16 protein-coding genes and 1 tRNA gene are annotated in these 15,737 nt (G+C 47.1%); 16 read left to right on the plus strand and 1 reads right to left on the minus strand.

Going from position 1 to position 15,737, the window contains the following annotated elements:
- Nucleotides 1–12: 12 nt before the first annotated feature.
- The 6 genes from BM124_RS04095 (at nucleotide 13) to BM124_RS04120 (ending at nucleotide 4,179) form a co-directional block, all read left to right on the plus strand.
- Nucleotides 13–1,275 (plus strand): dihydrolipoamide acetyltransferase family protein, encoded by a 1,263-nt coding sequence (locus tag BM124_RS04095; RefSeq protein ID WP_093335422.1) that lies wholly within the window; start codon nucleotides 13–15, stop codon nucleotides 1,273–1,275.
- A gap of 98 nt (nucleotides 1,276–1,373) precedes the next feature.
- A complete protein-coding gene (locus BM124_RS04100) occupies nucleotides 1,374–1,796 on the plus strand; it encodes a BrxA/BrxB family bacilliredoxin (RefSeq protein WP_093335423.1) in 423 nt (140 codons plus the stop codon).
- A 144-nt stretch (nucleotides 1,797–1,940) separates the two neighbouring features.
- Nucleotides 1,941–2,297 (plus strand): hypothetical protein, encoded by a 357-nt coding sequence (locus BM124_RS04105; RefSeq protein WP_093335425.1) that lies wholly within the window; start codon nucleotides 1,941–1,943, stop codon nucleotides 2,295–2,297.
- 108 nt (nucleotides 2,298–2,405) lie between these two features.
- Nucleotides 2,406–2,480: transfer RNA gene (locus tag BM124_RS04110), tRNA-Arg, on the plus strand.
- 89 nt (nucleotides 2,481–2,569) lie between these two features.
- Nucleotides 2,570–3,589, plus strand: coding sequence for an aromatic acid exporter family protein (locus BM124_RS04115; RefSeq protein WP_093335426.1), 1,020 nt, complete (start codon nucleotides 2,570–2,572; stop codon nucleotides 3,587–3,589).
- A gap of 38 nt (nucleotides 3,590–3,627) precedes the next feature.
- Nucleotides 3,628–4,179: a L,D-transpeptidase gene (locus tag BM124_RS04120; protein ID WP_093335428.1), complete on the plus strand. Its 552-nt coding sequence runs from the start codon at nucleotides 3,628–3,630 to the stop codon at nucleotides 4,177–4,179.
- A gap of 39 nt (nucleotides 4,180–4,218) precedes the next feature.
- Here BM124_RS04120 and prli42 read toward each other — a convergent pair whose 3' ends face one another.
- On the minus strand, nucleotides 4,219–4,311 hold the full coding sequence (gene prli42 / locus BM124_RS18770; RefSeq protein ID WP_170840954.1) for a stressosome-associated protein Prli42: 93 nt from the start codon (nucleotides 4,309–4,311) through the stop codon (nucleotides 4,219–4,221).
- 108 nt (nucleotides 4,312–4,419) lie between these two features.
- On the opposite strand from prli42, the gene BM124_RS04125 reads away from it, so the two are divergent.
- From BM124_RS04125 to BM124_RS04175, 10 genes are all read left to right on the plus strand, one after another.
- Complete coding sequence (locus BM124_RS04125) at nucleotides 4,420–5,553, plus strand: M20/M25/M40 family metallo-hydrolase (protein ID WP_093335429.1); 1,134 nt, start codon at nucleotides 4,420–4,422, stop codon at nucleotides 5,551–5,553.
- An 85-nt stretch (nucleotides 5,554–5,638) separates the two neighbouring features.
- Nucleotides 5,639–6,835, plus strand: a complete 1,197-nt coding sequence (locus BM124_RS04130; protein WP_093335431.1) for a DNA polymerase IV — start codon at nucleotides 5,639–5,641, stop codon at nucleotides 6,833–6,835.
- Between the two features lie 123 nt (nucleotides 6,836–6,958).
- Nucleotides 6,959–9,319, plus strand: a complete 2,361-nt coding sequence (locus BM124_RS04135) for a hypothetical protein (protein ID WP_093335432.1) — start codon at nucleotides 6,959–6,961, stop codon at nucleotides 9,317–9,319.
- Complete coding sequence (locus BM124_RS04140; RefSeq protein ID WP_093335434.1) at nucleotides 9,316–9,609, plus strand: EscU/YscU/HrcU family type III secretion system export apparatus switch protein; 294 nt, start codon at nucleotides 9,316–9,318, stop codon at nucleotides 9,607–9,609. The genes BM124_RS04135 and BM124_RS04140 overlap by 4 nt, the downstream gene beginning before the upstream one ends.
- 83 nt (nucleotides 9,610–9,692) lie before the next feature.
- Nucleotides 9,693–10,130, plus strand: coding sequence for a YaaR family protein (locus tag BM124_RS04145; RefSeq protein WP_093335435.1), 438 nt, complete (start codon nucleotides 9,693–9,695; stop codon nucleotides 10,128–10,130).
- 188 nt (nucleotides 10,131–10,318) lie between these two features.
- Nucleotides 10,319–10,780: a low molecular weight protein-tyrosine-phosphatase gene (locus tag BM124_RS04150; RefSeq protein WP_093335437.1), complete on the plus strand. Its 462-nt coding sequence runs from the start codon at nucleotides 10,319–10,321 to the stop codon at nucleotides 10,778–10,780.
- Entirely contained in the window at nucleotides 10,753–11,631 is an 879-nt protein-coding gene (locus BM124_RS04155) for a fructosamine kinase family protein (protein ID WP_244504222.1), read from the plus strand. Before BM124_RS04150 ends, BM124_RS04155 begins: the two co-directional genes overlap by 28 nt.
- A 275-nt stretch (nucleotides 11,632–11,906) precedes the next feature.
- Nucleotides 11,907–13,736, plus strand: a complete 1,830-nt coding sequence (gene asnB, locus BM124_RS04165; protein ID WP_093335440.1) for an asparagine synthase (glutamine-hydrolyzing) — start codon at nucleotides 11,907–11,909, stop codon at nucleotides 13,734–13,736.
- 541 nt (nucleotides 13,737–14,277) lie between these two features.
- Nucleotides 14,278–14,772 carry a PTS sugar transporter subunit IIA gene (locus BM124_RS04170; RefSeq protein ID WP_093335442.1) on the plus strand — a complete coding sequence of 165 codons (495 nt, stop codon included), beginning with the start codon at nucleotides 14,278–14,280 and terminating at the stop codon, nucleotides 14,770–14,772.
- Between the two features lie 50 nt (nucleotides 14,773–14,822).
- Nucleotides 14,823–15,659 (plus strand): PRD domain-containing protein, encoded by an 837-nt coding sequence (locus tag BM124_RS04175; protein WP_170840955.1) that lies wholly within the window; start codon nucleotides 14,823–14,825, stop codon nucleotides 15,657–15,659.
- The last annotated feature ends 78 nt before the right edge of the window (nucleotides 15,660–15,737 follow it).

Here is a 15,737-nt window from a genome sequence, read left to right on the forward strand (position 1 = left end):
GAGGAGAATCCCATGTCCGAACAAATCAAGATGCCCCAGCTCGGGGAAAGTGTAACAGAAGGTACGATCACGAAATGGCTCGTTCAACCGGGTGACCGGGTGGATAAATATGATCCTATTGCAGATGTGACAACAGATAAGGTGAACGCGGAAGTACCATCATCGTTTGCGGGCGTTATTCAGGAGCTTGTCGCAGAGGAAGATGAAACCGTTCAGGTGGGAGAGCTGATCTGTTATATCGACACGGGAGAAAAAAGGGAAGATTCCCAAAACGATGACAAACAGGAAACCGCTGGAGAAACGGATCAAAAAGAACCAGAGCCTAAAGAAGAGCAGTCGATGAAAACCCGTTATTCTCCGGCAGTTATGCGGCTGGCACAGGAGAATGATATCGATTTGACCCGGCTGCAGGGGTCTGGACGCGGGGGCCGGATTACACGAAAAGATGTGGAAAACCACATAGCTTCCGCGCCTGCACCAGAACCGGAACCAAAAACAGAAGAGCCGAAAGAAGATCCGGCCCGTTATCCGACGTACAGGACAAAACCACCTGAAGAGATGGAAGCTTTATCTGAGGATAAAGAAATCCCTCTTACCCAGATGAGAAAAGCCATTGCCTCCAACATGGTGAAGAGCAAGGAGGAAATTCCTCATGCCTGGACGATGGTGGAAGTCGATGTTTCCAATATTGTCGCCTACCGGGATCGCATAAAAGACGAATTTAAAGAAAAAGAAGGTTTTTCTCTTACCTTTATGCCCTTTTTCATGAAAGCCATCGTAGAAACGCTTAAAGAGTTTCCGGAGGTAAACTCTGTCTGGGGCGGAGACAAAATCATTCATAAAAAAGATATCAATATTTCCATTGCGGTCGCGGCGGAAGATTCCCTCTATGTTCCAGTTATTAAAAACGCCGACGAAAAAAGCATTAAGGGGCTCGGGAAAGAAGTTTATTCTCTTGCAAAAAAAGCTCGGCTCGGACAATTAAAAGAAGATGAAATGCAGGGCGGGACGTTCACGATAAACAATACGGGTTCTTTTGGATCGGTTCAGTCGATGCCGATTGTAAACCACCCTCAGGCTGCGATCCTCTCCATTGAATCGATTATTAAAAAGCCGGTTGTTGTTCAGGATGATATGGTAGCGATCCGCAGCATGGTCAACCTTTGTCTTTCCCTGGACCACCGCATTTTAGACGGTTTGATATGCGGACGTTTTCTTGCCCGCATCAAAGAGAAGCTCGAAGCATTTCAACTGGACCGGGAGCATATTTATTAGAAATCAGTCCGAGACCTTCAAGCTCTGTTGCTTGTACTGCTTTGAGCTTATGAGCTACAATAATAGGGAATCACTTTGAAAAGAAAGGATGATAAAACATGGATTTTAATTTCTATGTCAATGATATCGTAGGTCCTGCAAGACAAGAGATGGAAGATGCCGGTTACACCCCTCTCGGCACACCGGAAGAAGTCGACAGCACTCTTTCCGAGGATGGAACAACGCTTGTGATGGTCAACTCTGTCTGCGGCTGTGCCGGTGGTATCGCACGTCCAGCGGCCGCTTATATGAAAAACTATGAAAAGCAGCCGGACCGTTTCGTAACTGTATTTGCCGGGCAGGATAAAGAAGCAACAGATACAGCAAGATCTTACTTCACCGGCTATGCTCCATCTTCTCCATCATTCGCTCTGATAAAAGACGGGGAAATCAAACGCATGGTGGAACGTCATGAAATCGAGGGCCACGAGCCAATCGAAGTTGTGCAGCAGCTCGAAAAAGCATTGGATGAACATTGCTGATAAAAACAGGGCCGTCTCAAAAAGGCGGCCTTTTTTAATCGCATCCGGCCGAAAGGGTGTGATTTCAGAGATCAGCTTGCTCTCTGTGCCGGGTGTGTGGTACGATTAGGCATGTCTTGATTTTACATAAAGGACGGAGTAGCGATGAACGAGCTTTACTTAAAGATTCAGGAATACCTGAATATGGATACGGAAATTGAGTTTGAAGAATTTCGTGATTTTTATGAAAAAGTAATGCACTATCTCAATCATGAGCAGCAGGAACCGGATGAAACAGAAATCTGGGAGTCCGTTTTCGTAGTGGAAAGTATTATGTCCAATGCACAAAACCGTGCAAAAACGGCAGAGAAAAATGCGGAGCGGAAAAAGTACAAAAAAATGAGTGAACGGATGAACCTGTATGCCGGTCACTTCACGAAGAAGCTCAACCAGCTTGGATATACCCAGGACGATATTGAACAACGTTTTGATGCCATGCTTGATGAGGGAGTTAAAAAATAAGAAGGCTTCCTGAAGAAAAGCCTTCTTTACATTCATTATTTTCCCTTGACGTTTCATCCACCCTCCGTTATAATGGAATATGTCTTGAATTTGGGACAACAAATAATTGCGCCTATGGTGAAAGGGATATCACTCGAGATTCCGGTTCTCGCATTCCAGGTTCGAATCCTGGTAGGCGCACCACCAATTGATTTCTACATAGGATGAAACGCTGCACATGGGGATTGTGCAGTTTTTTTATGGTACAACATGGCACAAGTAAAGGAGTTCCTATGACTGGGTGGAAGATAGGTTATCGAACCGTAAAAACGTCTGTCGGGGCTGCCCTTTCTATATTTGCCGCGCAGCTGTTGTCTCTTGAATTTTATGTATCTGCCGGAATCATCACCATCCTTTGTATTTCCGTTACAAAAAAGGAATCGGTGAGAGACTCCTGGGAGAGGTTTGTGGCTTGTTTGATCGGGATAGTCTTTGCAGGAGTGATATTTGAAGGACTGGGGTATCATTTCGTATCTATCGCCGTTTTGTTTCTACTGTTTATCCCCACAGCTGTCTCACTCGGCGTAAGACGCGGGGTTGTGACAAGTGCTGTTATCATCCTTCATTTGTATACCTTTGAAAACATCTCCTATTCCATCATTCTCAATGAGATGCTTCTCATCATTATCGGCATAGGAGTAGCACTTGTTATGAACATGTACATGCCGAGCCGGGAGAATGATCTTATCTGGAAACAGGTGCATCTTGAGGATTGTTTCCGAGAAATATGGCGGGAGTTTGCCGCCTACTTAAAAGACGGGGACGTGAACTGGGACGGGAAAGAAATCGCGCAAGCCGCTGCCATCATTGAAGAAGCCAAAGGAATGGCGTTGAATAACATTGAAAATCAATTTCTGCGGAATGATGATTACTTTTATCATTATTTTAAGATGCGGGAAAAGCAGTTTGATGTGATCAAGCGGATTCTCCCGTTTATTTCCTCTCTGGATCAAACCGTGATACAGGGAAGAAAAATGGCTCTTTTTCTTCAGGAACCCAGCGAAGGAGTGTCACCAGGCAATACGGCAGAATATTTTCTCAATCAGCTGCATGAATTAAAAAAGGAAATACAGGAAATGGAACTGCCGAAAACCCGGGAAGAGTTTGAGGTCCGCTCGTCTCTTTTTTATATTATGAATGAGCTCGAATCCTATCTGCTTGTGAAGAGAAGGTTCAAACCGGATTCTGCACGTACACGGTCCGTTTCAGGGAAAAGGCTGAATAGAGACCGCAAAAAGAGGCAGGCTAAGTAAAAAAAGCTGATTACCTGCAGCTTGAAGGTGTGGCTGACATGACAGGAGGACATACACTGCTTTTTATGTTTGTGTTATCGGTATTGTGGCCTTTAAACACGGCTCCGGAAGCCGGGGATCCTTATATTATTATTAATAAAAGCTCCAATACGCTCGCATACATTCATGAAGGTCGTATTGTGGAAGAGTATCCGGTTGCGACCGGAAAAAAAGAGGAGCTGACGCCGGAAGGGGAATTCACGGTCATTGTTAAAGCGGTCCGGCCCTACTACCGGAAAAAAGATATAAAAGGAGGAAGTCCGGATAATCCGCTTGGAAGCAGGTGGATTGGGTTTGATGCGGACAACACGAACGGACGTGTATACGGCATTCACGGAACAAACCGGCCTTCATCGATCGGAGGCTACGTATCAAACGGGTGTGTGCGTATGCGTAATCAGGATGTGAATGAATTATTTGAGAAAGTAGAAAACGGGGTGGACGTGTGGATTGAAAGCAGCACGCAATCCATGGAAGCTCTGGCGGAAAAACGCGGTGTGCTTTATGACAGGAAGCCTTTTTATCTACAGGAAGACTTAAAAAAGCTGTAAAGGGCCCGGAAATCCGGGTCCTTTTATTGTAAAACTGCTTTAAAAGTATGCAGCCGCGCCGGTAAGCACAGTACCAAGGACTAATGTTATAATCATAATGTAAATAATGATACTTTGGAATTTCTTAGGCATTTACATCCCTCCACAGACGAACTCTTTCTTAGTATTGTACTTAATGCCTGGATAAACCTCAACCATGAATTAAAGTGGAATAAATCAATGTCACAGGAGATGAACGAAATGATAAACGAAGAGAGACTTGCTGAAGAAATGATGGAACTGGTCCGGATCGATTCAGAGACCGGTTTTGAACAGGAAATTGCCAAGCATTTGAAAGAGCGTTTCGAATCGCTTGGATGTGTCGTGGAAGAAGACCACGCGGCAGAGGTGACCGGCCATGGCGCGGGGAACTTGATTTGTACGTGGCCGGGGGATGGCAATCATTCAGACGCCGACATGATTTATTTTACGAGTCACATGGATACGGTAACACCGGGAATGAATGTTCGTCCGGTGCTGGAAGACGGTGTGATTAAAAGTGACGGTACGACAGTACTGGGAGCGGATGATAAAGCAGGCCTTGCTGTTATGCTTGAAACGATCCGTTCGATGCAGGAGGAAAACAAACCGCACGGCCCGGTGCAATTTGTTATTACAGTAGGGGAGGAATCAGGTCTTAAAGGAGCAAAGGCGCTTGATACATCATTGCTGCAGGCAAAAATGGGTTATGCGCTGGACAGCGATGGGAGCGTTGGTCATATTGTAACGAGTGCCCCGTTTCAAAGTAAACTGCAGATAAAGGTGAACGGTAGAAAGGCTCATGCGGGTCTTGCCCCGGAAAAAGGAATTTCTGCCATAACGGCAGCCTCGCGTGCGGTCAGCAAAATGCCTCTCGGCCGGATTGATGAAGAAACGACTGCTAACATCGGACGATTCGAGGGAGGCGGACCGACCAATGTGGTCTGTGATGAAGTATCTATCCTGGCAGAAGCCCGTTCGTTATCGGAAGAGAAGCTGAATGCCCAAGTCGAAAAAATGAAAGAAGCGGTACAAAAAGCGGCGGAAAGCATGGGAACCACTGCGGAAGTGGAGGTTACCCTGATGTACAGCGGATATAAATTGAATGTGGAAGACCAGGTTGTCGCCCTTGCCTTCAAAGCAGCTGAAGCAATTGGATTAAAGCCGGAGCTGCTGCAGAGCGGAGGAGGAAGTGATGCCAATATCATAAGCGGCTACGGCATTCCGACTGTTAATCTTGCCGTTGGATATGAACATATTCATACGACAGATGAAAAAATGCCTGTCGCTGAATTGAAGAAACTCGCCGAACTCGTAGGAACCATTATCGAAGAGGCCGCTTCTTTGAACCGGTGATCCAGCGTTTTTATGGAAATTGGGTATTTCATGGCCGTCACATAGAAAGGGGAAGCTGCTTTGAACCGGCTGAAGGAGGCTGGAAATGGAGGAAAAGACCTGGAACGGAAAAATCGTGTTTCATGTTGATATGAACAGTTTCTATGCCAGTGTGGAACAGAACCATGACCCTTCACTGCGGGGACGTCCGCTCGTTATTGCGGGGAACCCCCGGGAACGTAGAGGAATTGTTGTTACTGCAAGCTACGAAGCAAGAAAGTACGGTGTGAAAACAACCATGCCCGTATGGGAAGCCCTAAAAAAATGCCCTGATCTGCTTCTGCGGAAGCCGGACTTTGACAAGTACAGAAAAGCTTCCGCCGGCATATTTGAACTGCTGGAAGAGTATACGGATATCGTCGAACCTGTTTCGATTGATGAAGGATACATGGATGTGACAGAGGCTTTTCATAAAAGGGATGTCGTAAAACTAGCTGAAGAAATTCAGAATAGACTGCAGCGCGAGCTGGGTCTGCCTGCAAGTATAGGGGTAGCTCCGTGCCGGTTTCTCGCCAAAATGGCCAGTGATATGAAAAAGCCGCTTGGCATCACCGTGCTGAGAAAGCGTGATCTTCCCAGGAAGCTGTGGCCGCTCCCTGTAGAAGAAATGCATGGCATAGGAAACAAAACCGCTGAGAAAATGAGGCAGATGCAGATCACAACGATTGGTGAGCTTGCTTTTTCTCCTAAAGAATCTCTGAAAGACCGTTTTGGTGTGAATGGTGTGAAGCTCCATGAACGTGCAAATGGCATTGATCCGCGTCATATTGACCCGGAGGCCGCGAGTGAAGTCAAAAGCGTAGGAAATTCAACAACCATTTCTTATGACGTTACACAAAGGCGGGAACTGCTGGACATTTTGAAAGGTTTATCATCCAAAGTCGAAGAGCGGATGAGACGAAAACAGGTATGCTCCAGTAATATCCAGATAACGATACGATATAAGAACAGAAGAACGATTACAAGAAGCAGAAAGCTGTTAAACCCATTGTGGAATAAAGAAGATATCTACATTGAAGCCGCAGCCCTTCTGGATAAATACTGGGATCATCATCCAGTCAGACTGCTCGGGGTTACGGGGCTCGATGTCATTCCAATAGATCAGGCCTATAAACAGTTGGATCTGTTCACGTATGAACAGGATATACAAAGGGAGGAACTTCATCGTACAATGGCCGGTCTTGAAGAGAAGTTCGGTTCAGAGATTATTTCAAAAGGTTTTCCCGGGCAGAGCGGAAAATAAGGGCATTATGACCGGAGAACTTTGGCGGAATGGGTTCTCCGGAGTTTGTTGTTCCTGCGTTTATTAAAAAATGAAACAGTGATCCGATATAAATAGAGAGATGAAGAAAACGGGGGTGGAAGGATGCAGGCACCTACATATTCATTTTCAGGACGGAGCGGAAGTGGAGCAGCCCGCATGCAGGAAGGAGGAGTCTACCGGGGCCGTATTCTCGAACAAAACAGCAAAGGCGGAGCTCTTTTGGATCTGCAGGGAACGAAAATAAAAGCATCCTTTCAGGGCGGGATGCCGTCGAATAACCAGGTAGCGTTCCAGGTCACAGGTAATAAGGAAGGAGCGCTCCAAGTCCGTGTGTTACAGGAACAATCAGGAGGAAATGCCGTTGCGCTGAAGACGTCGGGCATTTTGAAACAAATGGGGGTGCAGAACCCTTCTGAGGGCATGACAAAAGCCGCCAACATTATGCTTCAGTCCGGGTCACCTCTAACAAAAGACAGTGCCGCTTCTGTGCAGCGGTTTATGGAGCAGGTGGATGGAACACGAGAACAGAAATTAAATACGATTAAAGCAGCTGCAGGTAAAGAAGTGTCCATGACATCAGAGAATCTCCGGAGCATCCATGAAAGCCTGCACAAGAGCAGGCAGACATCGGATTTTATAAATGAATGGACGTCTTCCAAAGCGGGATCGGGCTCGGACGGCGTCCCTCAAATAGAAAAAGTTGTGCAGCGTGCACTGCAGGCAGCATCTGCTTCCCAGAACAAGGAGATACGTGAGGCGGCAGCAGCCATTAAACAGAACTTACAGCAGGGAGGATCCCTGAATCAGGCAGTACAAGCAGTGAAAAACAATATTCTTTCTCATCCGGATCTTTCACGGGAAGCAGCTGCCGCATTGGAAAAAGCAGTACAGGAAGCAGAGTTTTTAGCCGGAACCGGACAAGACAGGCTGATGCAGGCCCTCCAAAACGTTTTGTCGGAGAAACAGGGGGCGGCTTCCGATTCTGATCAGCTGTTCAGGCATATACAGGCGCTTGTATCTTCATCCGTGTCCGGGGCTGACAATCAGGAGCTGCAGCGGGTACTGCAGCAATCCGGCATCAAAAAAAACGATATGAATCGTATGGTAAAGCTGACAGATCAAATGGTGCAGCTGGAAGAATCAGGGCGGGGGCGCCTCGTCAATACTCTGGATCAGTGGACGGGTTCCGGCGCAGCGTCCTCCAGCGAGCAAGGGGGGGCCCCGGCAGCTGGAGTAACCGCAGCCGCCGCTTTCCAGGCAAACGCAGCACAGGCAGCCGCAGAACTACGGGCATCGATTCCTTTGGAGACAAAACCCATGCTGGAAACAACGATTACCAACCGTATGGTGAGAATAACGGATGAATTCCAGCAGATGCAGCAGAACACGATAAAGCAGCTGGAGCAGACCGGTAAAATGCTTGAACAGAACCGTCAGACAGCTCCCCAGGCCAAACAGGTACTTGAAGCAGCGATCCACAAACTGGACCGTTCCATTCTTCGAAGTGATTTTACACTGTTTACAGACATGAAAACGGAACGAAGCATGCTGCAGGCGAGCACCCGTCTCTCAGAAGCCAGGCAGCTGCTGTCAAGCGGGGATGTTAAGTCGGCGTGGAAAGTGGTCGATGAAGTCCGGCAGTCGGTTCAAGCCATGGAGTTCAAAGCGTCGGAGCAGAAAGTGAAACAGGTTATCGCGCGCGAAGAAACGGCCGCCCGGAACATGGGAATGCAGCGGGCCGTTCAGTATACAGCGGATCAGGCACGTGCAGCTCTGCAGGAACCTTCTTCCCGCCAGGTGTTTGAGCTTGTCCGAACGCTCGGTCTCAACCGCGAACAGGAAATAGGTCAGATGCTTACGACGTCCCAAAGACAGCAGTCTCAAAACGTAACTATGCAGCAGAACATGAAAGACGCTCTGATGCAGCTGATGAAACATGAGAACGACAGCAGCCTGCAGCAAAAGTCCAGTCAGGCTCTTTCCAATCTGACAGGCCAGCAGCTGATGAGTAAAACCGACCAGGGAAACAATATGCAGCAGCTGCTGTTTAACCTTCCAGTCCCCATGAAGGAAAACATGGAAGATCTGCAGGTATATGTGCAGGCACGTCAGGATCAGGGAGAAATGGACTGGGAGAACTGCAACCTGTACTTTCTGATTGAGACCCCCTCCCTCGGTGAGACTGGAATCATGGTTCACGCTTTTGACAGACAACTTGCCATCACCCTGAAAAACGACGATCCCGATTTCGAAAAAACAATGGCTCCGCTTGTAGATCAAGCAGCAGAATCGATAAATGAGATAGGCTATAACATTCAGGATATCCGCTACCAGCCTATGTCCACAGCCAGCAGGGAACAAACGGACATTCTGAATCAGAACAACGAATTTGAAGCTGAAGAACGTCCGGAACCAGTGGATCACCCATTTGAAACGATGAAAGGATTCGATTACAAAATATGAGTCATACCGGCTACTTTAATCACATTCAACGGAAGCTGCAGAATGGTCCTTCCGCGGCCGTAATAAAGTATGATGACGGGGAGACTCCCCGAGTCACCGCACGAGGATCGGGGGAAGCAGCCAAACATATTCTTTCCCTGGCTGAAGAAAATAATATATATCTGCAGGAAGACCCCGGACTGCTTGAAAGCCTGCTTGATATGGATCTTGGCGAAAACGTACCGCCCCAGCTGTACTCTGTTATTGCAGAGGTACTTCTTCTAATCGAAGAAATGGAAAGAAAATATTAATTTTCTTTTATGCCCCGCGCTGTGTTACCAGAAACGACAGATATGGTAGAATACTCATAGAATGTCATGAAGGTGTGTAGAAGATGGATATCCAAAAAATTATGCAGACAGGAACTGCACCTCCCTCCAAAAAAGCAAAAGAAGCTCCGAAAACAGGTGTCCAGTTTTCAGAAGTGATGGACAAACGGCGGAATGAAAAAGCTTACGAGCGCTTTACCAAAATGATTCAGGACATTGATGATCAGGGAAAAGCTCTGGCGGAATCTCGAACCGTGGATGAACTGAAAAAGTATAAACAACTGGTAAAAGACTTTATGGAATCCGTGGAACAGGGACTGCATCTTGAAGAAAAACACGGTTTCAACCGTCGTGGACGTACAAAAGTGTATAAAATCGTCGAAGAAGTCGATCAAAAGTTGATGGATTTAACAAATTCCGTGATGGACCAACAGAAATCCGGTATTGATATTTTGGATAAGGTCGGTGAAATTAAAGGACTTCTTGTGAACATGTATGTGTAACCCCGCAGCTGTTTAGAGTCGGGGATTGAATTTTCAGCGTTTTCGATGCCTGCATAAAAGGATCGGATACGCTTTTCTTATAGGTGTTTGAAGATTTCCAGGCACCGTTTCGTTATACATGCTCCGCTTTTTTGATTGCATGGACGGGCGGATGCGTTATAATAAGTGTAAATGAGGTGCCATAAACAATGAGTGTAAACGTACTGTTTTTATGTCTCGGCAATATCTGCCGGTCTCCGATGGCGGAGGCCGTATTTCGTGACAAAGTCAAAAGGGCGGGGCTTGAGAATGTCTTCAGGATTGATTCCGCCGGTGTCGGCCGCTGGCACATTGGAAAACCACCGCATGAAGGAACGCAGAATATACTGGAGCGCCACGGCATTTCGTCAGAAAATATGAAAGCGAGACAGTTGGCAGAAGACGATGGTGCAGCATTTGATTATATTATTGCAATGGATGATAAGAATATGAACGCTCTTTTTGAACAAACGCATGCCTGCCGAAAAAAGATGCTTGATTTTCATCCGGACAGGCAGGGAAAAGATGTGCCGGATCCTTATTTGACCGGCGGCTTTGAAGAAGTGTTTGATCTTATACATACAAGTTCTGCTGGATTGCTGGAATGGATCCGAAAGCGGGAAAATATATGATGGAATTTCTGCAGAAAGCTCTACGGGATGCAGGAGAACAAAGAGAAATAGAAAACGTCAGACAGTTGTCGGGAGGAAGTATCAGCCGGGCCTATCTTGTTGAAACGGTCGAAACGTCCTACTTTATAAAGTGGCACGAGGAAGCACCGGTTGATTTTTTCCGTCAGGAAGCCCTCGGTCTCCAGTTTCTTCAGGAAGCAAAGGCTCTGCCTGTGCCTGACGTGTATACCTGGGGCGAACATTTTATTGTCATGGACGCTGTCACCGGCACAACGAGTGCTCACACGGAAGAAGAACTTGGACATGGAATAGCAGCGCTTCACGCTGTAGAAGGGTCGATCTTCGGTCTCGAAGAAGACAATTTCATCGGTGAACTTCCTCAGATTAACGGCTGGGAAAGTTCGTGGCTGCCTTTTTTACGAAATAAGCGGCTTCTTCCGCAGATTGAACTCGGACGCTCTCTTGGTCGTCTTCAGTCGGAACGTTCACAGAAAGCGTATCGGCTTCTCGATCATTTGCATGAGTGGATTCCGGATCATAACCGTCCGGTGAAACTCCACGGGGATCTATGGGGCGGCAACTGGCTGCCGGGCAGGAAGGGTCATCCCGTACTTATTGACCCGGCTGTCTGGTACGGAGACCAGGAATTTGAACTCGCTTTTACGCAATTGTTTGGAGGTTTTTCCGACAAGGTGTACCGGGCCTATGAAGAGTATCATAAACCAGATCCGTTGTTTGAAGAACGAAAACCGATCTATCAGCTTTATTATCTTCTGGTCCATCTGAATATTTTCGGTGAGAGTTACGGTGGAGCGGTGGATGCTGTATTAAACAGGTATACCCGGTTTTAATGGGATATACAGGCAGGGATCCTTTACAGAAAGCTGGAAGCGGAATGGACGATCCGGGCGGTTTCTCTGCATTTTCCGGTACAATGCGGAACCGGCCGGATTTGTATTCTGCACCGGCCTTTATATTACACGGCCGTCTGCATACAGCGGTCTTTTATCAATCTTCCATATTTGGGTAATTCATTTTGAGTTGTCTCTCCCTCTTTTTGTTCACATATCTCTGTCCTGCTCATAACATGCAGAGAAAGAGAATTGGGCAGAAAGGGGTTATGGATATGTGCGGGATAACCGGCTGGCTTTTCTTTGACAGGGATATGAGACAGCATAGGAAAGAACTGGAGAACATGACAGATACCCTTCGATTCCGGGGGCCGGATGATCAGCAGACGTACCTGGCTGATCATATCGGTTTTGGGCATACGCGGCTCATTATCATAGACCCGGAAGGCGGCAGGCAGCCTATGGCCGAGCATATTAACGGCCGCCGGTTCGTCATCGTATATAACGGTGAACTTTATAATACAGAAGAGGTACGGCAGGAACTGAAAACACGCGGGCATTCCTTCTCTTCTCATTCGGATACTTCCGTTGTTCTGCACGCCTACGCAGAGTGGGGGCAGTCGTGTGTAGACAGGTTAAACGGCATCTTTGCTTTTGCCGTCTGGGATGAAACGGACGAAACACTGTTTCTTGTAAGAGACCGGATGGGAGTGAAACCACTATTCTACACCGAGACAAAAAGTGGATTAATTTTTGGTTCAGAAATCAAAGCCCTGCTTGCCCACCCCGAAGTGGAAGGCGCTGTTGATGAACAGGGACTTCTGGAACTGTTCAGTCTCGGACCTTCCCGTACACCCGGCTGCGGCGTTTACAAAAATATCCATGAAGTGAAACCGGCACATACAGCAGCTATTTCACGAGAGGGAATCAAAACCACCCGTTACTGGAATGTGCGGAGTCTGCCTCATTCAGATTCCATAGAAGATACGGCGGAAGCGGTGCGCCACTACCTTCATCAGGCTGCTGTCAAACAACTCGTATCGGATAAACCGATCAGCACCTTTTTATCCGGAGGGCTTGACTCCAGTGCATTAACGGCCTTTGCTGCAAAGCATCATAAAGAGGCACTTCGGACATTTTCCATTGATTATGAAGACAATGATAAATACTTTAAAGCGGATATGTTTCAGCCGGACAGTGACAGCTATTACATTAATCAGATGACAACAGACTTCGGCACGGCGCATCATTACGAAGTACTGCCGGTTGACACCCTGGCTGAAAAGCTGGAAGAAGCCGTATATGCCAGGGATCTTCCTGGAATGGCGGATATTGATTCTTCGCTGCTATGGTTTTGCGGACGGATTAAAAAGCACGCATCCGTTTCTTTATCCGGGGAATGTGCTGATGAAATATTCGGCGGGTATCCATGGTTTTATAAGCAGGAACTTCTGGACCGGGAAGGTTTTCCGTGGATGGACTCTCTCCATGAACGGCAGTCCCTGCTGCATCCGGACTGGAGGAAAAAGCTTGATCTGAAGGAATATGCCTACCAGCGTTATAAAGAAACGATCGAGGCAGCGCCCCTTTCCGGGGAGGAAAACAGTGTGGAAAAAGCGCATAAGGAAATGTCCTGGCTGAACATGCAGTGGTTTATGCAGACGCTTCTGGAAAGAAAAGACCGTATGAGTATGAGGACCGGACTTGAAGTAAGGGTACCTTTCGCGGATCATGAGCTGGTACAGTATGTCTGGAATATTCCCTCGGACTGGAAAAGACTTGGGGACACAGAAAAAGGTATACTGCGCAGAGCGCTTGAGCCTGTTCTTCCAAAGGATGTATTGTACCGCAGGAAGAATCCGTACCCCAAAACCCATCATCCCCGCTATACAGAAATTGTGACTTCAATGCTAAGAGATGTTCTTCATGATAAGAATGCTCCGCTGCATGAATTGATGGATCCAGAGCAGCTGAAAGAACTCATCTCTGGAAATTCATCCATTTCCCGCCCGTGGTTCGGCCAGCTCATGAAAGGTCCGCAGCTGCTCGCCTATTTCTACCAAGTCAATAAGTGGCTGGAAACCTATGATATTAAAATTAAATAAGAGCTGAAACGGCGTCAAAACTGTTTAAAAAGAGAATGAGACAAAACCTTTATAAGATAGAAGAATACCGAACGATTTTTTCGAATCGTTCGGCATTCTTCGTTTCTAAGATAAACCGCTGCGCCAAAATGCTTCGCTTTCACTCCAGAGCACAAGGGCGACATCGATTCGCTGGGGCTCATCGTGTCTTCTTTGCCGCGGGCACGGCTCAAGCCTCCTCGGAAGAAAACCGCTTCCTGCGGGGTCTTGAGACTCGTGCTGTTCCCGCTGGAGTCGAAGCATTTTGGCTCCACTACTATACAGTTCTTGAATAACACCGCAAGACATTCGAGTTCTCTGCCACCTATTTTACTTTTGTCCCACTCTCTTCTGTGTCAAAACAAATTATTGGACGAGCAGGAAGGGAACCTGTATAAATGAATCATTACGTATTGCCCTCTTTGACCGTTGTGATATAAGATAAAAACACAACACAAAAAGCGCATGTCAGATGAGGCGGAGACAAAGAGGGCAATCGATCCTCAGAAAGAGGTGGGAACCCATGTTAAAAAAGTTTTTACAACGTCATGATACAAAGACAGTAGTCATCACAGCTCCGGTTACAGGGACTTACATCGACCTCAAAGATGTCCCCGATCCTACTTTTTCCGAAAAAATGATGGGGGACGGCTTTGCGGTGGAACCGAAAGAGGGCAGACTTTTGTCCCCGGTTAAAGGAAGGGTGCTTCAGGTGTTTCCAACGAATCAGGCCGTCGGCATTAAATCCGATGAAGGACTGGATATTCTGCTTCATATCGGTCTTGAGACGGTGGATAGACATGGGGAAGGATTTCATGTCCATATAAGAGAAGGCCAGCAGGTGGAAGCAGGGGAGCTGCTCATCGATTTTTCACTTGAACAAGTCGGAAAACGGGCGAAAAGTGCTGTCACTCCGCTTATCCTGACAGAAAGTTCGCAGATTGCCGCGATGGAATACAAGGAAGCATCGGAAGTAACGGCAGGCGAGACGGAAGTGATAAACGTGACAGTGAAATAAACATGGGTTATTCCGGATTGAACCGGTATGACATAAATGGAGAGGTCGACATGATTGTGCAGAAAGTCTTAAACCATAACGCAGCGGTGGTCATGGATCACGAAGAAGAGAAAGTTGCCATAGGTTCCGGTATTGCTTTTCAGAAAAAGAAGCATGATATCATCGATCCGGAAAAAATCGAAAAACTTTTTGTCCTTTCCCGGAATCAGGATTCAACGTTCACTGATCTTCTTGAAAAAGCCGGCGAATGGGAAACCGATATCATTCAGGATCTGGTATACTGGATGGAACAGCAGCTGGATCTCTATCTTGATAATCATTCCTATGCTCTTTTGTTTGATCATTTGATCCATCTGCTGAAACGTCTTTCTGAAGGCTCTCATATCGTGAATTATCTGCTGGAGGAAATTCAGACGCTGTATCCGGAAGCATTCCGTTCAGCGGAAAAAGCAGTCCAGAGACTCACCTGGAATTCCGGTTACGAGATATCCTACGATGAAACAGGTTTTCTGGCGCTGCATCTTTATGCCGCCGGCCGGAATAAAACATCGCCTGCCGGTTTAAAAGAGCATACCGCTGTGCTGCACCGGATGATTACAATCATGGAAGAGTCGCTGCATACCATGTTTCCCCGGCGTACCCTGGCTTATGAAGGTCTTATCAATCACCTGAACGTAGCAGTCCAGGCGGCGGAGCACAAGGAAGAGCTCATGAAAGCCCCGCTGGATATGGTGAACATGATGAAAGAGAAGTATCCGGAAAGCTGTGAAGCTGCCCGGCAGGCAGTACTGGTACTGAAAAAGGAAAAAGAACTGACTATCCCTGAAGATGAGAGTGTTTACATAGCCATGCACCTGCAGAGGCTTTTGAACAAGAAAAACCGCTGAAATCCGGCTGCTGGTGAAAAACTTCAGGTGCCCGGCAGAGATAGTCAATATGGCATTCATATGCTATACTGGTGGTTA

This window comes from Salibacterium halotolerans, from assembly GCF_900115625.1.
In the GTDB taxonomy this organism is placed as follows: Bacteria; Bacillota; Bacilli; order Bacillales; family Marinococcaceae; genus Salibacterium; species Salibacterium halotolerans.

Bases quoted from the DNA above. Each gene is read 5' to 3' on its own strand.
- BM124_RS04135 (WP_093335432.1), top strand. From the start codon at position 6,959: ATGCAGGCACCTACATATTCATTTTCAGGACGGAGCGGAAGTGGAGCA.
- BM124_RS04170 (WP_093335442.1), top strand. From the start codon at position 14,278: ATGTTAAAAAAGTTTTTACAACGTCATGATACAAAGACAGTAGTCATC.
- BM124_RS04130 (WP_093335431.1), top strand. From the start codon at position 5,639: ATGGAGGAAAAGACCTGGAACGGAAAAATCGTGTTTCATGTTGATATG.
- BM124_RS04115 (WP_093335426.1), top strand. From the start codon at position 2,570: ATGACTGGGTGGAAGATAGGTTATCGAACCGTAAAAACGTCTGTCGGG.
- asnB (WP_093335440.1), top strand. From the start codon at position 11,907: ATGTGCGGGATAACCGGCTGGCTTTTCTTTGACAGGGATATGAGACAG.
- BM124_RS04125 (WP_093335429.1), top strand. From the start codon at position 4,420: ATGATAAACGAAGAGAGACTTGCTGAAGAAATGATGGAACTGGTCCGG.
- BM124_RS04095 (WP_093335422.1), top strand. From the start codon at position 13: ATGTCCGAACAAATCAAGATGCCCCAGCTCGGGGAAAGTGTAACAGAA.
- BM124_RS04150 (WP_093335437.1), top strand. From the start codon at position 10,319: ATGAGTGTAAACGTACTGTTTTTATGTCTCGGCAATATCTGCCGGTCT.
- BM124_RS04175 (WP_170840955.1), top strand. From the start codon at position 14,823: ATGATTGTGCAGAAAGTCTTAAACCATAACGCAGCGGTGGTCATGGAT.
- BM124_RS04140 (WP_093335434.1), top strand. From the start codon at position 9,316: ATGAGTCATACCGGCTACTTTAATCACATTCAACGGAAGCTGCAGAAT.
- BM124_RS04155 (WP_244504222.1), top strand. From the start codon at position 10,753: ATGGATCCGAAAGCGGGAAAATATATGATGGAATTTCTGCAGAAAGCT.
- prli42 (WP_170840954.1), bottom strand. From the start codon at position 4,311: ATGCCTAAGAAATTCCAAAGTATCATTATTTACATTATGATTATAACA.
- BM124_RS04145 (WP_093335435.1), top strand. From the start codon at position 9,693: ATGGATATCCAAAAAATTATGCAGACAGGAACTGCACCTCCCTCCAAA.
- BM124_RS04100 (WP_093335423.1), top strand. From the start codon at position 1,374: ATGGATTTTAATTTCTATGTCAATGATATCGTAGGTCCTGCAAGACAA.
- BM124_RS04120 (WP_093335428.1), top strand. From the start codon at position 3,628: ATGACAGGAGGACATACACTGCTTTTTATGTTTGTGTTATCGGTATTG.
- BM124_RS04105 (WP_093335425.1), top strand. From the start codon at position 1,941: ATGAACGAGCTTTACTTAAAGATTCAGGAATACCTGAATATGGATACG.